The organism is Pseudomonas cavernicola (genome assembly GCF_003596405.1).
GTDB lineage: Bacteria > Pseudomonadota > Gammaproteobacteria > Pseudomonadales > Pseudomonadaceae > Aquipseudomonas > Aquipseudomonas cavernicola.
The window spans coordinates 1,012,275-1,026,202 of the sequence record NZ_QYUR01000002.1; the positions used below are offsets into that span (position 1 = coordinate 1,012,275).

Sequence of the window (13,928 nt, forward strand, 5' to 3'; positions counted from 1 at the left end):
ACGGAAACGACACCGCATGCCGGGCCAACCGCTGGCGCCGCCCTCACCGGAAAATTCGATGCAACCTAAGAATCCCATCATCGGCCTGTGCCAACAGGCTGACTTTATGATCAGCGCCGCAAAAGTCGACCAGTGCCCGGACGATGAAGGCTACGAAGTCGCCTTCGCCGGACGCTCCAACGCCGGCAAATCCAGCGCACTGAACACCCTGACCCACGCCAGTCTGGCGCGCACCTCGAAGACCCCTGGGCGTACCCAGCTGCTGAACTTCTTTCGGCTAGACGACGAGCGCCGCCTGGTCGATCTGCCGGGTTATGGCTACGCCAAGGTGCCGATTCCGCTCAAACTGCACTGGCAGCGCCACCTGGAAGCCTACCTTGGCAGCCGCCGCAGCCTGTCCGGGTTGATGCTGATGATGGACATCCGCCATCCGCTGACCGAGTTCGACCGGCTGATGCTCGACTGGTCCGCCGCCAGCCAGATGCCCATGCACATCCTGTTGACCAAGGCCGACAAGCTGGCCTTCGGCGCGGCGAAAAACGCCCTGCTCAAGGTGCAGCAGGATCTGCGCAAAGGCTGGGGCGAAGGGGTCAGTATTCAGCTGTTCTCGGCGCCGAAACGCCAAGGCATTGAAGAGGCGCAAGCCGTGCTGGCGCGCTGGCTGCAGCTGGAAGACCGCACGCCGGAAGAGTAAATCGCAGGCAAAAAAAACCCCGAGCATCATATGGGGAGGGAGAGGCTCGGGGTTTAAGGTCTGAACCGCTAGGGCGGGGTTCAGATATCTGCCAACACTTAACACAACATAGGAGCACCGAAGGGCTTCATCAGCCATTCATAAACTGTGACTCCCCCCTTCTGCAGAAAGTTCAGGGCTTTTTTAAAACCTCTTAGCAATAAGTAGCTTTCAACTAATGCCTTAAAGTTTTAAAACGCCGGCAACGGCGCGACCTTATGCCGCAGCCAAAATCTGCCGATTAGTGCGCCTCATCCCAATTCGCGCCAACCCCGACATCCACCAACAACGGCACAGCCAGTTCGGCGGCGCCGCTCATGCGCTGGCGAATCTGCTCACGCACCGGTTCGAGCAGATCCTCACGCACCTCCAGCACCAGTTCATCGTGAACCTGCAGGATGACTTTGGCGTCCAGCCCGGACTCGCTGAGCCAGTTGTCCACCGCGACCATCGCGCGCTTCATGATATCTGCGGCGGTGCCCTGCATCGGCGCGTTGATCGCCGTGCGCTCGGCACCCTTACGCAGGCCAGCGTTCTTCGAGTGAATCTCCGGCAAATACAAACGGCGACCGAACAGCGTCTCGACATAGCCCTGCTCGCCCGCCTGCTCGCGGGTGCGCTCCATGTAGGCCAACACTCCCGGATAACGCGCGAAGTAACGGTCGATATAGGCCTGCGACTGCTTGCGGTCGACGCCGATTTGCTTGGCCAGACCAAACGCACTCATGCCGTAGATCAACCCGAAGTTGATCGCCTTGGCGCTGCGCCGCTGATCGGTCGTGACCTGATCCAACTCAACGCCGAACACTTCCGCCGCCGTCGCACGGTGCACATCGAGGTTATTGCGGAAGGCGTGCAGCAGCCCTTCGTCCTGGGCCAGGTGGGCCATGATCCGCAGTTCGATCTGCGAATAGTCGGCCGCCAGCAGCTTGTAGCCGGCGGGAGCGATAAAGGCCTGGCGAATGCGCCGCCCCTCGGCGGTGCGGATCGGGATGTTCTGCAGGTTCGGGTCGCTGGATGACAGCCGCCCGGTCGCCGTCACCGCCTGATGGTAGGAGGTGTGGATACGCCCGGTACGCGGGTTGATCTGCTCCGGCAGGCGATCGGTGTAGGTGCTCTTCAGCTTGCTCAGCGAGCGGTACTGCATCAGCACCTTGGGCAGCGGGAAGTCCTGTTCGGCCAGCTCGGCAAGAACCGCTTCGGCGGTCGACGCCTGCCCCTTGGCGGTCTTGCTCAACACTGGCAACCCGAGCTTCTCGTACAGAATCACACCGAGCTGTTTGGGCGAGCTGAGGTTGAACTCCTCACCGGCGATGGCGAAGGCTTCGCGCTCCAATTGCACCAGCTTCTCGCCCAGTTCATGACTCTGGATGCCGAGCAGATTGGCGTCGACCAACGCCCCCTGCCGCTCGATCCGCGCCAGCACCGGCACTAGCGGCATTTCGATTTCGGTCAGCACCCTGGCCAGGCTCGGCACGGCCTGCAGCTTCTGCCACAAGGCCTGGTGCAGACGCAGGGTCACGTCGGCATCTTCGGCGGCATAGGGGCCGGCCTGTTCGAGGGCGATCTGGTCGAAGGTCAGTTGCTTGGCGCCCTTGCCGGCGATGTCCTCGAAGGCGATGGTGCTGTGGTCGAGGTATTTCAACGCCAGGGCGTCCATGTTATGGCGGGTGGCGGTCGAGTCCAGCACATAGGATTCGAGCATGCTGTCGAAGGCCACGCCCTGCATATTGATGCCATTCTGCGGATCACCATCGATGGCGCAGTTCGCCAGCACGTTGATGTCGTACTTGGCGTGCTGACCGACCTTGGCTTTCTGCGGGTCTTCCAGCAGCGGCTTGAGCGCCTTGAGCACCGTATCGCGATCGAGCTGCGCCGGCACACCCATGTATGAGTGGGTCAGCGGCACATAGGCGGCTTCCTGGGCATTGACCGCGAAGGAGACGCCGACAAGCCGCGCTTGTTGCGCGTCGAGGCCGGTGGTCTCGGTGTCGAAGGCGAACAGCTCGGCCTGCTTCAGCTTGTCCAGCCAGGCGTCAAAACGTGCGGGGTCGAGCACCGTTTCATAATTGGTTTCTGCTGGCGCGGGGCTCTGCGGGATATCCACTGTTTCGGCAACAGCAGGAGCGGACTGCTCCACATCGGCCGGACGGACCAACGCTGCCGGCGCAGCCTGATCGAACAGCCCTCCGGCGCGGATCGACTCGGCACCCGCCGCCTTGGCCTCGCGCTGCACCTCCTCCAGCCAGCTCTTGAACTCCAGCTCGGCATACAGCTCAGCCAGGGCCGGACGATCCTCTGCACCGGGGTGCAAGTCGTCGATCTGCAAGTCCAGCGGCACATCGATCTTGATCGTCGCCAGTTGATAGGACAGATAGGCCATCTCGCGGTGCTCGGCGAGTTTGGCCGGCAGCGTCTTGGCGCCGCGAATCGGCAGCTCAGGAACCTTGTCGAGGTTGGCATAGAGCACGTCCAGACCACCGCCGACGCCCACCAGCAGCCCTAATGCGGTCTTTTCCCCGACACCAGGAACGCCCGGAATGTTGTCGACCTTGTCGCCCATCAACGCCAAGTAGTCGATGATCAGCTCGGGACCGACCCCGAATTTCTCTTTAACGCCATCCACGTCGTAGACGCTACCGGTCATGGTGTTGACCAAGGTAACGTGCGGGCAGACTAGCTGCGCCATGTCCTTGTCGCCGGTGGAAATCACCACGTCCCGGCCTAAGGCTGCGCTTTGCCGGGCCAGGGTGCCGATCACATCATCGGCCTCTACACCGTCGACGCACAGCAGCGGAAACCCGAGGGCGCGCACGCTGGCATGCAGTGGCTCGACCTGCACACGCAAGTCATCCGGCATCGACGGGCGATTGGCTTTGTACTCGGCATACAGCTCGTCACGGAAGGTGCCGCCCTTGGCGTCGAACACCACCGCGAAGGGGCTCTCCGGGTACTGCTTGCGCAGGCTCTTGAGCATGTTCAACACGCCCTTGACCGCGCCCGTGGGCAGGCCCTTGGACGTGGTCAACGGCGGCAAGGCGTGGAAAGCGCGATACAAATATGACGAACCGTCCACTAGGACTAAGGGAGCTTGAGACATGCGCAGTTCAACCTTTTCGACGGGGCCGGCGTTAGAATGAGCGGACCATTGACGACAAAGGGACAAGGTTACCATGCGCACACTCAACCGCCTGTTGCTGACCAGTTTGCTAGCGCTCAGCCCGGTCGCTGCCTTCGCCGAGGAGCCAGTGTCAGCCGAACCCGATGTGACCATTCGCCAAGACGGCGACAAGACCATCCAGGAATACCGGGTCAATGGTTTCCTGTACGCCATCAAGGTCATCCCGAAAGGCGGCAAACCGTATTTCCTGGTACGGGCCGACGGCAGCGACGGCAACTTTGTTCGCTCCGATTACCCCGACATGCTGATCCCCTCCTGGGAAATTTTCAGCTGGTAGTCGCCAGCCCAATAAGCCGGTAGGTCTGACCATGTCTGTCTTCACGCCCCTCGAACGCACCGAGCTGGAAGCCTTTCTCGCGCCCTATGGGCTCGGTCGCCTGCGCGACTTTCAAGGCATCAGCGCCGGTAGCGAGAACAGCAATTTTTTCATCAGCCTGGAGCAGGGCGAGTTCGTCTTGACCCTGGTGGAGCGCGGCCCGATCCAGGATCTGCCGTTCTTTATCGAACTACTCGACGTGCTGCATGCCGCCGGCCTGCCGGTGCCCTACGCCCTGCGCACCACCGATGGCGAGGCGTTGCGCAGCCTGGCGGAGAAGCCGGCGCTGTTACAGCCACGCCTGCCGGGCAAGCATGTCAGCCAGCCGAATGCCCACCACTGCAGCGAAGTCGGCAACCTGCTGGCACGCCTGCATCTGGCCACCCACGAGCAGGTGCTGGAGCGCAAAAGCGATCGCGGCCTGGACTGGATGCTCAGCGAAGGCCCAAGCCTGGCGCTGCAACTGCCGGAACAGGAGCTGCCGCTGCTACGTGATGCGCTGGCCGAGATAGCCGCACTCAAAACCCAGATCCAAGCGCTGCCGCGGGCCAACCTGCATGCCGACGTGTTTCGCGACAACGTGCTGTTCGACGGCACCCATCTGGCCGGGCTGATCGACTTCTATAACGCCTGCTCGGGGCCGATGCTCTATGACCTGGCCATCGCCCTGAATGACTGGTGCTCGACGGCCGACGGTCGTCTTGATGCCCCACGTGCTCGCGCCCTGCTCGGCGCCTATGCCGCGCTGCGGCCCTTCACCCCAGCCGAAGCGGAACTCTGGCCAGCGATGCTGCGCACTGCCTGCGTGCGTTTCTGGCTGTCGCGGCTGATCGCTGCCGAATCTTTCGCCGGCCAGGAAGTGCTGATCCATGATCCGGCAGAGTTCCAGCGGCGGCTGGCGCAGCGCCAACAGGTCAGCATTCCGCTGCCGTTCGCGCTCTAACTTTGTCCGCCTGATGGCCAATTGGCGGGTTACGGCCTGCGGCCTAACCTGCCCTACCAAAGCCGACAACGTACCTTGTAAGGTGGGTTAGCCGTGTAGCGGCGTAACCCACCAATGGTGCCGCCAGGCGCCGCCACTTGCCGGCGGGATGGCGGGTTACGGCCTGCGGCCTAACCCGCCCTACGTCCTACATACTTACAAGCTCTCCAGACAATCAGCCAGGCCGTTGCCCAGGTTGTCCAGCAGTTGCTCATAGCCCCGCGCATTGACCGGCAGGCTGCCGCCCAACGCATCCAGCTCTGCCAGGCGTACCGGCAGGCCGGCGGTAAGGGTTTCCGCCAGCCGCGGGCGCAGCGGCGGCTCGCTGAAGACGCAGGTCGCACCCACCTGTTGCAAACGCGCGCGCATCGCCGCGACATGCTGCGCCCCCGGCTGCACCTCGCTGGCCACGCTGAACACCCCGGCGTGCTGCAGGCCATAGGCGGCTTCGAAATAATCGTAGGCTTCGTGGAACACGAAGTAGGGCTTGCCGGCGATGCCAGCCAGACGCGCCTTCAAGCGCTGATCCTGGGCCGTCAGGCGCTCATCGAACGCCTTCAGGTTGGCCTGATAACGCGTGGCGTTGGCCGGGTCGGCGACCGCCAGGTCGGCGGCCATCCGCGCGGCAATCACCCGCGCATTGGCCGGCGACAGCCAAAGGTGCGCGTCCAGCGTGCCCGGGCGGTGGGCATGGTCGTGTTCATCCGCGGCATCGGCAGCTTCCGCCTGGCCTTCGCCAAAATACCGCAGGCTCAAGCCCGGCAAGCCTTGCACGGCCACGCTGGGTAGGCTGCGACCTTGCAGCACGCGGGGGAGGAAATCTTCCATATCCGGGCCGATCCAATACAGCAGCTCGGCCTCGCGCACCCGCCGCACATCCGACGGGCGCAAGGCATAGTGGTGCGGCGAGGCCCCCGGCGGTAGCAACACCTCTGGCGTACCGACCCCCTCCTGAACCGCCGCGGCGATCAGTTGCAGTGGTTTGATGCTGGTCAGCAGGTGCACCTGCGCCTGGGCCGAAGCCGCGCAGAGGACAAAAAACAGCAGGGCGAGCAAACGCGACACAGGAGCACACTCCGCAGCGAAAGAGTTATAGAATAACGTCTCTTTCAACAGCCGTCGCCGCCCATGATCCTGACTCCCTTGGCTTCCCGCCCCCACGATCACTCCCATTGCGTGCATAACGCCCTGGCGGAAGCCGACGCCATCTGCACCCGCCTGGGTCTGCGCTTGACCACCCTGCGCCGGCGCGTGCTGGAGCTGGTCTGGCAGAGCCACAAGCCGCTGGGCGCCTACGACATTCTCGGCGTGCTGGCCGAAGAAGATGGTCGCCGCGCCGCGCCGCCGACGGTCTATCGCGCGCTGGATTTCCTTCTGGAAAACGGTCTGGTGCACCGCATCGCCTCGCTCAACGCCTTCGTCGGTTGCAACCACCCGGAACACGCCCATCAAGGTCAGTTCCTGATCTGTCGCAGCTGCCACGCGGCGATCGAGTTGGAACAGCGAGCGATCAGCGAAGCGATTGTCGACAGCGCCAACGCCGTTGGCTTCACGGTGGAAGGCCAGACCGTCGAAATCGTCGGCGTGTGCGCCGGCTGCCGGAAAGCCGAATGAGAGACGCACTGATCCGCCTTCAGGGCGTTGGCGTCAGCTTCGCCGGGCAAAGCGTGCTGAAGGATGTGCAGCTCAGCGTGCAACCGGGGGAAATCGTCACCCTGATCGGCCCCAACGGCGCCGGTAAAACCACCCTGGTGCGCGCCGTGCTTGGCCTGCTGAAAGCCGAGGTCGGCAGTGTCTGGCGCAAACCGAAACTGCGCATCGGTTATATGCCGCAGAAGCTCCATGTGGACGCCACCCTGCCGCTCTCGGTGCTGCGCTTTCTGCGCCTGGTGCCAGGCGTCGATCGGCCGCGCGCACTGGCCGCCTTGGCCGAAGTTGGCGCCGAGCAGGTGATCGACAGCCCGCTACAAAGTATCTCCGGCGGCGAACTGCAGCGCGTGCTGCTGGCCCGCGCACTGCTGCGCGAACCCGAATTGCTGGTGCTCGACGAGCCGGTACAAGGCGTCGACGTGGCCGGTCAGGCCGATCTGTATCGGCTGATCACCCGCCTGCGCGACCGCCATGGCTGCGGCGTGCTGATGGTCTCCCACGACCTGCATCTGGTGATGAGCACCACCGATCAGGTGGTCTGCCTGAACCGGCATGTCTGCTGCTCCGGCCATCCGGAACAGGTCAGTGGCGACCCGGCCTTCGTCGAGCTGTTTGGTCAGGATGCGCAAGCCCTGGCGATCTACCACCACCGCCACGACCACGCCCATGACCTGCACGGCGCCGTGGTCGATGAGCCGACGCCCGGCGGCCTGACCATCCAGGGCCAGGTGCAACCGCATGTCCACGGAGATGGCTGCAACCATGCCTGACTTTCTCCTCAACGCCCTGCTCGCCGGCTTAGCCCTGGCGCTGGTCGCCGGGCCGCTCGGCTCCTTCGTGGTCTGGCGGCGCATGGCCTATTTCGGCGATACCCTGTCGCATGCCGCGTTGCTCGGCGTGGCCCTCGGCCTGCTGCTCGACGTCAGCCCAACCCTGGCGGTAACCGCCGGCTGCCTGCTGCTGGCGGTGCTGCTGGTGACCTTGCAACAGCGCCAGCCGCTGGCCTCCGACACCCTGCTCGGGATTCTCGCGCCGACCACCTTGTCGCTGGGCCTGGTGGTGCTGAGCTTTATGCGCGACGTACGGATCGACCTGATGGGCTACCTGTTCGGCGATTTGCTCGCGGTCAGCCCCAACGAACTGGCCTGGATTCTCGGCGGCAGCGCGCTGGTGCTGCTGATGCTGACGGCCCTGTGGCGACCGCTGCTGGCGGTCACCGTGCACGAGGAGTTGGCCAAGGTCGAGGGCCTTCCCATCGCCAGCCTGCGCCTGGCGTTGATGCTGTTGATCGCAGTGGTGATTGCCGTGGCGATGAAGATTGTCGGCGTGTTGCTGATCACCTCACTGCTGATCATTCCGGCCGCCGCCGCCCAACGCCATGCGCGCACGCCTGAACAGATGGCCTGCGGCGCCAGCCTGCTCGGGTTGCTGGCCGTCTGCGCAGGCTTGGCGCTGTCCTGGTTCAAGGACACTCCAGCCGGACCGTCGATCGTGGTCTCGGCGGCTGCGCTATTCTTGCTGAGCTTTGCCCTACCGCGTCGAATGGCATAGCGATCCCGGCGGATTACGCCGCAAAGCGGCTAATCCGCCCTACGTTTGGCCTCACCCCGTCGCGCGGTGTAAACTCGCGTGTTTTTTGCGCCATTTGAGAGTTGCAGGAATGAAGCCGTTCGCCTCCCGTTGTCTGCCCATTGTGGCGATTTCCCTGCTGTTAGCGGCATGCCAGAGCCCGTCAAAAGTGACCACCCTGCCGACCGATGAGCTGATCACGGCGTTCCGCCAGCTGGATCAGAGCCTGGCCAGCGGTCAACTGGGCGAGGCCGAAAGCCAACTCAGCGCGTTGCAACAGCGCGCCGTCGGCGATACCCGCCTGGAACAGTACCAACGCCAGCTGGCCGAGGCCTATCTGCAGCAAGGCCAAAGCGCACTGCAAAAGGGCGATCTGGATACCGCGACCAAGGCCCTTAGCCATGCCCGCGATTTTATGCCGCAAGCCCCGGCACTGACCACCGGCCTGGATAGCGCCATCGCCCAGGCTCGTGCAACTGAGCTGAGCACCGCCGAGCAGGCCCGCAGCCGCGCGACGCAAGCCGCCGCCAGTGAAGCTGCCGCGCGTACCGAACAGGCCCGGCAACTGCGCTTGGCCGCCGAGCGTCAAGCCGCCGCCAGCAAAGCCAGCCAACTGCCCAGCACAGCGCCGGCAACAACGCCCGCTGCGCCGCCGAGCAAACCGCTGGCCCGCTTGATCGACCCAACGGCCAGTAGCAGTGCGATCCCCTTGCCGATGCTGGACACGCAGGACAATGAACGTCTGCGCAGCTTGCTCGATGCGGTCGCCGCCGATGTCGTGGCGTTTAACTGCACGGTGCGCATCGAAGTCCGCCAGGCCAAGGACTTCCCCTGGGTGGCCGCCTTGCTCTCGGCACGGATCAAAAAAATCGACCCGAGCTTCAGCCCGCGCCTGTCGCAGGTACTCAAGCCGGAACAAGTGCCACGCCTGCTGCTCAGCCCGCAAGCGAAAGGCTGATACCGTAGGGTGGGTTAGCGGCGCCAGCGGCGTAACCCACCGTCGATGCCGACAGGCGTCGCTATGGAATACGCCACTGGATCGGATGGCGGGTTACGGCCGCTGGCCTAACCCACCCTACGCGATTCAGCTATAACCATAGGCCTATAAAGATTTTTGCGGCCTATGAGGCGCCGGGTAGACTAGCGCCCCCTTATGCCTATCCGGCAGACCGACAAACCCAAAAGGTTTAACGCGTGATCGATTTCCACCACGTCCACAAGGCGTACCGCGTCAGTGGTCGCGACATTCCGGCCCTGCAGCCAACCGACCTGGCCATCGCCCGCGGTGAAGTGTTTGGCATCATTGGCCACTCCGGCGCCGGAAAAAGTACCTTGCTGCGCCTGATCAACCGCCTGGAAGAGCCTTCCGGCGGGCGCATCCAGATCGACGGTGAAGACGTCACTGCGCTGGACGCCAACGGCCTACGGCGCTTCCGCCAGCAGGTCGGGATGATCTTCCAGCACTTCAATCTGCTCGCCTCGAAAAGCGTCGCCGACAACGTCGCCCTGCCGTTGAAGCTGGCCGGCGAACTGTCGCGCCGCGAAATCGAGCAACGGGTTGCCGAGCTGCTCGAACGGGTCGGCCTCAGCGAGCACGCCAAGAAGTATCCAGCACAGCTGTCCGGCGGGCAGAAACAGCGTGTCGGCATCGCCCGCGCGCTGGCGACCAAGCCGAAGATCCTGCTTTGTGACGAGGCCACCAGCGCCCTCGACCCACAAACCACGGCCTCGGTGCTGGAACTGCTGGCGCAGATCAACCGCGAGCTGAACCTGACCATCGTGCTGATCACCCACGAGATGGACGTGATCCGTCGGGTCTGCGACCGCGTGGCGGTGATGGACGCCGGGGTGATCGTCGAGCAAGGCCCGGTGTCCGAGGTGTTCCTGCATCCGCAACACCCGACCACCAAGCGCTTCGTGCTGGAGGCCGAGCAGATCGATGAGAGCGAACAGCGTGATGATTTCGCCCATGTCCCGGGACGCATCTTGCGCCTGACCTTTCAGGGTGAAGCGACCTATGCACCGCTGCTCGGTACCGTGGCGCGGGAGACCGGGGTGGATTACAGCATCCTCGCCGGGCGCATCGACCGCATCAAGCAAACCCCTTACGGCCAACTGACGCTGGCCCTGACCGGTGGCAGTTTCGAGCAAGCCCTGACGCGCTTCCAGGCTGCCGATGTGCATGTGGAGGTATTGCGCTGATGGATGCTCTATTGGCCTTCTTCACCAACGTCGACTGGTATGAGATCTGGCTGGCGACCCTCGACACCCTGCTGATGCTCGGCGGCTCGCTGCTGTTCACCATTCTGCTGGGGCTCCCGCTTGGCGTGCTGCTGTTCCTCACCGGACCGCGACAGCTGTTCGAGCAGAAGGCGCTGTATGCGCTGCTCTCGCTAGTGGTCAACGTACTGCGCTCGCTGCCGTTCATCATCCTGCTGATCGTGATGATCCCCTTCACCGTACTGCTGACCGGCACTTCGCTGGGCGTGGCCGGCGCCATTCCGCCATTGGTGGTCGGCGCCACACCGTTCTTCGCCCGCCTGGTGGAAACCGCGCTGCGCGAGGTCGACCGCGGGATTATCGAGGCGACCCAGGCCATGGGCGCCAGCACCAAGCAGATCATCCTGAATGCCTTGCTGCCGGAAGCCCGCCCAGGCATTTTCGCCGCCACCACGGTCACCGCCATCACGCTGGTGTCCTACACGGCGATGGCCGGTGTGGTGGGAGCCGGCGGCCTCGGCGATTTGGCAATCCGCTTTGGCTACCAGCGCTTCCAGACTGACGTGATGGTGGTCACCGTCGTGTTGCTACTGGTGCTGGTGCAGATTCTGCAAACCGTCGGCGACAAGCTGGTGGTGCACTTCTCGAGAAAATAAAACCCTCGGCTATACGAGCGGCTATCCGCCGCCCCGACTGACATCCCACAAGGAGCACACGATGAAAAAACTACTAGCTGCTTTCGCTGCCGTGGCGGCGCTTTCCAATGCTGCCGCGGCTTTGGCCGCCCAGGCCAGCGAAACCCTGACCGTCGCAGCCACCCCGGTGCCGCACGCGGAAATCCTCGAGTTCATCAAGCCGGCCCTGGCCAAACAAGGCGTGGAGCTGAAGGTCAAAGTCTTCACCGACTATGTGCAGCCAAACGTGCAAGTGGCCGAGAAGCGTCTGGACGCCAACTTCTTCCAGCATCAGCCGTACCTGGATGAGTTCAACAAGAGCAAAGGCACCCAACTGGCCAGCGTCGCCGGCGTGCACGTCGAACCCTTCGGCGCTTATTCGAGCAAGTTCAAGAGCCTGAGCGAGCTGCCGCAGGGCGCCAGCGTAGTGATCCCCAACGACGCCACCAACGCCGGCCGGGCGTTGCTGCTGCTGAATACAGTCGGCGTGATCAAACTGAAGGACGCGCACAACATCCTCGCCACGCCGAAGGACATCGTCGAGAACCCGAAAAGCATCAAGGTGCGTGAGCTGGAAGCCGCGACCCTGCCGCGCGTGCTCAGCCAAGTCGACCTGGCGCTGATCAACACCAACTACGCCCTGGAAGCCAAACTCGACCCGAGCAAAGATGCCCTGGCGATAGAAGGCAGCGACTCGCCTTACGTGAACATCCTGGTCGCGCGCCCGGACAACAAAGATTCCGCCGCGATGCAGAAACTGGCCAAAGCGCTGAACAGCCCGGAGGTGAAGCAATTCATCCTGGAGAAATACCACGGCGCGATCGTGCCGGCGTTCTAGTTTATTGGGTCCCCGCCTTTTGATCGTTCCCACGCTCCGCGTGGGAACGCCGCCTGAGACGCTCCGCGTCTGCCCTGTGAAAGGACGCAGAGTGTCCTGGCAAGGGTCCCCACGCTGGAGCGTGGGAACCATCATCAATGCAAAAAGCCCGCTCATCTGAGCGGGCTTTTTTATGCGCGAACGCTTTGAATCAATCTTTGCCTTGCAACAGAACCGGTAGCTGCACGGCCAGTTTCTCATTGTTCAAGGGCGCGCGAATAAAGCCGCGCTGCCTGCCGTCCGGCCCAATGATAACCAGGTTGCCACTGTGATCGACGGTGTAGTTTTCCTTCGTGGTATCGCCCGGGATGAACGGGATACTCACCGCGTTAGCCAGCTTCTGGATGCTCACCAACTCGCCGGTCAGGCCCTGGAAAGTCGGGTCGAAATAACCGAGGTACTGCTTGAGTAGCTGCGGCGTATCGCGCTGCGGATCGACGCTGACCAGGATCACCTGCAGGTTGCTACGCACCTCTTCCGGCAACTTGCCCTTGAGTTCGCGCAACTGGGCGAGGGTGGTCGGGCAGATGTCCGGGCAGAAGGTGTAACCGAAGAACAGCAGACTCCATTTATCCTTGAGCTGATCGACAGCGACGGGTTGCCCTGCCTGATTGGTCAAGCTCAACTCCGGCAGAGTGCGGCTTTGTGGCAGCAAAATGATGCCGGCATCGATCAGCGCCGCCGGGTCCCCCTGGCTCCTACCATTGAGCACTTTATGCACGGTCAAACCGAGCACTAGCGCAACGAAGGCCACGAGAACGAAAACGGTAATTTGGGTACGGGTCATAGGCTCGACAATTCAGAGGTTCAGCAGCAGGTAGTGGTCGACCAGCAAAGCGATAAACAACAGGAACAGGTAGTAGATACTGTACTTGAAGGTGTTAATCGCCGCATGTGGCTTGCTGTCACGGTACAGCACCCAGGCCCAGTGCAGAAAGCGTGTGCCTAAACCCACGGCGCAAACCAGGTAGAGCGTTCCACTCATGTGGATGACATAAGGCAGCAGGCTGACCGCCAGCAACACCAGGGTGTAAAGGATGATATGCACCTTGGTGTAATGCTCGCCGTGGGTCACCGGCAACATCGGGATGTCGGCCTTGGCGTATTCCTCTTTGCGGTGAATGGCCAGGGCCCAGAAGTGCGGCGGCGTCCAGGCGAAGATGATCAGCACCAGAAGCAGCGGCTCCGCGCTCAGGTGCCCAGTCACCGCCACCCAGCCGAGCAGCGGTGGTGCAGCGCCAGCCAACCCACCGATAACGATGTTCTGCGGCGTGGCACGCTTGAGAAAGCCGGTGTAGAGCACTGCGTAGCCCAGCAGCGAGGCCAGGGTCAGCCAGGCCGTCAGCTCATTGGTGAAGGCCAGCAGAATGACCAGCCCGGCGACCGACAGGAACATCGCGAAAGCCAATGCCGCGGCGGGAGACACCCGGCCTTCAGCGAGCGGCCGCTTATGGGTGCGCGCCATTAACGCGTCGATGCGCCGATCCACCACATGGTTGACCGCCGCGGCGCCGCCCGCGCACAACGCGATGCCCAGGTTGCCGAACAGCAGCACGGTCCAAGGCACTCCGGCGCGGGTCGCAAGGAACATGCCGACCAGGGAGGTGATCAGCATCAGCACGACGACCTTGGGTTTGGTCAGCTCCAAATAGTCGCGCCAGAGGGCTTGGCTGTGTTGTTCGCTGAGTAGAGTGGCCATGGCGTCTCTCCTTCTTGTTATTCGTAA

The 13,928-nt window shown here is 63.1% G+C and carries 14 protein-coding genes; 10 read left to right on the forward strand and 4 right to left on the reverse strand.

Going from position 1 to position 13,928, the window contains the following annotated elements; all coding sequences use genetic code 11:
* Positions 1–58: 58 nt before the first annotated feature.
* Positions 59–694, forward strand: a complete 636-nt coding sequence (gene yihA / locus D3879_RS05035; RefSeq protein WP_119954894.1) for a ribosome biogenesis GTP-binding protein YihA/YsxC — start codon at positions 59–61, stop codon at positions 692–694.
* Between the two features lie 280 nt (positions 695–974).
* On the opposite strand, the gene polA is transcribed toward yihA, so the two are convergent.
* Positions 975–3,833 carry a DNA polymerase I gene (polA, locus tag D3879_RS05040; RefSeq protein WP_119952975.1) on the reverse strand — a complete coding sequence of 953 codons (2,859 nt, stop codon included), beginning with the start codon at positions 3,831–3,833 and terminating at the stop codon, positions 975–977.
* A gap of 73 nt (positions 3,834–3,906) precedes the next feature.
* On the opposite strand from polA, the gene D3879_RS05045 reads away from it, so the two are divergent.
* Together D3879_RS05045 and D3879_RS05050 are read left to right on the forward strand one after the other, a co-directional pair.
* Positions 3,907–4,191, forward strand: a complete 285-nt coding sequence (locus tag D3879_RS05045; RefSeq protein WP_119952976.1) for a DUF2782 domain-containing protein — start codon at positions 3,907–3,909, stop codon at positions 4,189–4,191.
* Between the two features lie 31 nt (positions 4,192–4,222).
* Positions 4,223–5,173, forward strand: a complete 951-nt coding sequence (locus D3879_RS05050; protein WP_119952977.1) for a homoserine kinase — start codon at positions 4,223–4,225, stop codon at positions 5,171–5,173.
* A gap of 195 nt (positions 5,174–5,368) precedes the next feature.
* Here D3879_RS05050 and D3879_RS05055 read toward each other — a convergent pair whose 3' ends face one another.
* Positions 5,369–6,277: a zinc ABC transporter substrate-binding protein gene (locus tag D3879_RS05055; RefSeq protein ID WP_238474206.1), complete on the reverse strand. Its 909-nt coding sequence runs from the start codon at positions 6,275–6,277 to the stop codon at positions 5,369–5,371.
* A 63-nt stretch (positions 6,278–6,340) separates the two neighbouring features.
* On the opposite strand from D3879_RS05055, the gene zur reads away from it, so the two are divergent.
* The 7 genes from zur to D3879_RS05090 all read left to right on the forward strand — a co-directional run bounded on the left by zur (position 6,341) and on the right by D3879_RS05090 (position 12,163).
* Entirely contained in the window at positions 6,341–6,826 is a 486-nt protein-coding gene (gene zur / locus D3879_RS05060; RefSeq protein ID WP_119952979.1) for a zinc uptake transcriptional repressor Zur, read from the forward strand.
* Positions 6,823–7,632 (forward strand): zinc ABC transporter ATP-binding protein ZnuC, encoded by an 810-nt coding sequence (gene znuC / locus D3879_RS05065; RefSeq protein ID WP_119952980.1) that lies wholly within the window; start codon positions 6,823–6,825, stop codon positions 7,630–7,632. Before zur ends, znuC begins: the two co-directional genes overlap by 4 nt.
* The gene (gene znuB, locus D3879_RS05070; RefSeq protein WP_119952981.1) at positions 7,625–8,413 is read left to right on the forward strand and encodes a zinc ABC transporter permease subunit ZnuB; all 789 of its coding nucleotides are present in this window, start codon (positions 7,625–7,627) and stop codon (positions 8,411–8,413) included. Before znuC ends, znuB begins: the two co-directional genes overlap by 8 nt.
* A gap of 109 nt (positions 8,414–8,522) precedes the next feature.
* Positions 8,523–9,389, forward strand: coding sequence for a PA5502 family lipoprotein (locus tag D3879_RS05075; RefSeq protein WP_119952982.1), 867 nt, complete (start codon positions 8,523–8,525; stop codon positions 9,387–9,389).
* 236 nt (positions 9,390–9,625) lie between these two features.
* The gene (locus D3879_RS05080; RefSeq protein ID WP_119952983.1) at positions 9,626–10,633 is read left to right on the forward strand and encodes a methionine ABC transporter ATP-binding protein; all 1,008 of its coding nucleotides are present in this window, start codon (positions 9,626–9,628) and stop codon (positions 10,631–10,633) included.
* On the forward strand, positions 10,633–11,307 hold the full coding sequence (locus D3879_RS05085; protein ID WP_119952984.1) for a methionine ABC transporter permease: 675 nt from the start codon (positions 10,633–10,635) through the stop codon (positions 11,305–11,307). Before D3879_RS05080 ends, D3879_RS05085 begins: the two co-directional genes overlap by 1 nt.
* A gap of 61 nt (positions 11,308–11,368) precedes the next feature.
* Entirely contained in the window at positions 11,369–12,163 is a 795-nt protein-coding gene (locus D3879_RS05090) for a MetQ/NlpA family ABC transporter substrate-binding protein (RefSeq protein ID WP_119952985.1), read from the forward strand.
* A gap of 190 nt (positions 12,164–12,353) precedes the next feature.
* Here D3879_RS05090 and D3879_RS05095 read toward each other — a convergent pair whose 3' ends face one another.
* Both D3879_RS05095 and cyoE read right to left on the reverse strand, forming a co-directional pair.
* Positions 12,354–12,989, reverse strand: a complete 636-nt coding sequence (locus D3879_RS05095) for an SCO family protein (protein ID WP_119952986.1) — start codon at positions 12,987–12,989, stop codon at positions 12,354–12,356.
* A 12-nt stretch (positions 12,990–13,001) separates the two neighbouring features.
* Complete coding sequence (gene cyoE, locus D3879_RS05100) at positions 13,002–13,901, reverse strand: heme o synthase (RefSeq protein WP_119952987.1); 900 nt, start codon at positions 13,899–13,901, stop codon at positions 13,002–13,004.
* Positions 13,902–13,928: the final 27 nt, after the last annotated feature.

What these genes read in the sequence shown, in the direction of transcription:
- znuB (WP_119952981.1), top strand. Translation starts at nt 7,625, where the DNA reads ATGCCTGACTTTCTCCTCAACGCCCTGCTCGCCGGCTTAGCCCTGGCG.
- yihA (WP_119954894.1), top strand. Translation starts at nt 59, where the DNA reads ATGCAACCTAAGAATCCCATCATCGGCCTGTGCCAACAGGCTGACTTT.
- zur (WP_119952979.1), top strand. Translation starts at nt 6,341, where the DNA reads ATGATCCTGACTCCCTTGGCTTCCCGCCCCCACGATCACTCCCATTGC.
- D3879_RS05050 (WP_119952977.1), top strand. Translation starts at nt 4,223, where the DNA reads ATGTCTGTCTTCACGCCCCTCGAACGCACCGAGCTGGAAGCCTTTCTC.
- znuC (WP_119952980.1), top strand. Translation starts at nt 6,823, where the DNA reads ATGAGAGACGCACTGATCCGCCTTCAGGGCGTTGGCGTCAGCTTCGCC.
- D3879_RS05090 (WP_119952985.1), top strand. Translation starts at nt 11,369, where the DNA reads ATGAAAAAACTACTAGCTGCTTTCGCTGCCGTGGCGGCGCTTTCCAAT.
- D3879_RS05085 (WP_119952984.1), top strand. Translation starts at nt 10,633, where the DNA reads ATGGATGCTCTATTGGCCTTCTTCACCAACGTCGACTGGTATGAGATC.
- cyoE (WP_119952987.1), bottom strand. Translation starts at nt 13,901, where the DNA reads ATGGCCACTCTACTCAGCGAACAACACAGCCAAGCCCTCTGGCGCGAC.
- D3879_RS05075 (WP_119952982.1), top strand. Translation starts at nt 8,523, where the DNA reads ATGAAGCCGTTCGCCTCCCGTTGTCTGCCCATTGTGGCGATTTCCCTG.
- D3879_RS05045 (WP_119952976.1), top strand. Translation starts at nt 3,907, where the DNA reads ATGCGCACACTCAACCGCCTGTTGCTGACCAGTTTGCTAGCGCTCAGC.
- D3879_RS05095 (WP_119952986.1), bottom strand. Translation starts at nt 12,989, where the DNA reads ATGACCCGTACCCAAATTACCGTTTTCGTTCTCGTGGCCTTCGTTGCG.
- polA (WP_119952975.1), bottom strand. Translation starts at nt 3,833, where the DNA reads ATGTCTCAAGCTCCCTTAGTCCTAGTGGACGGTTCGTCATATTTGTAT.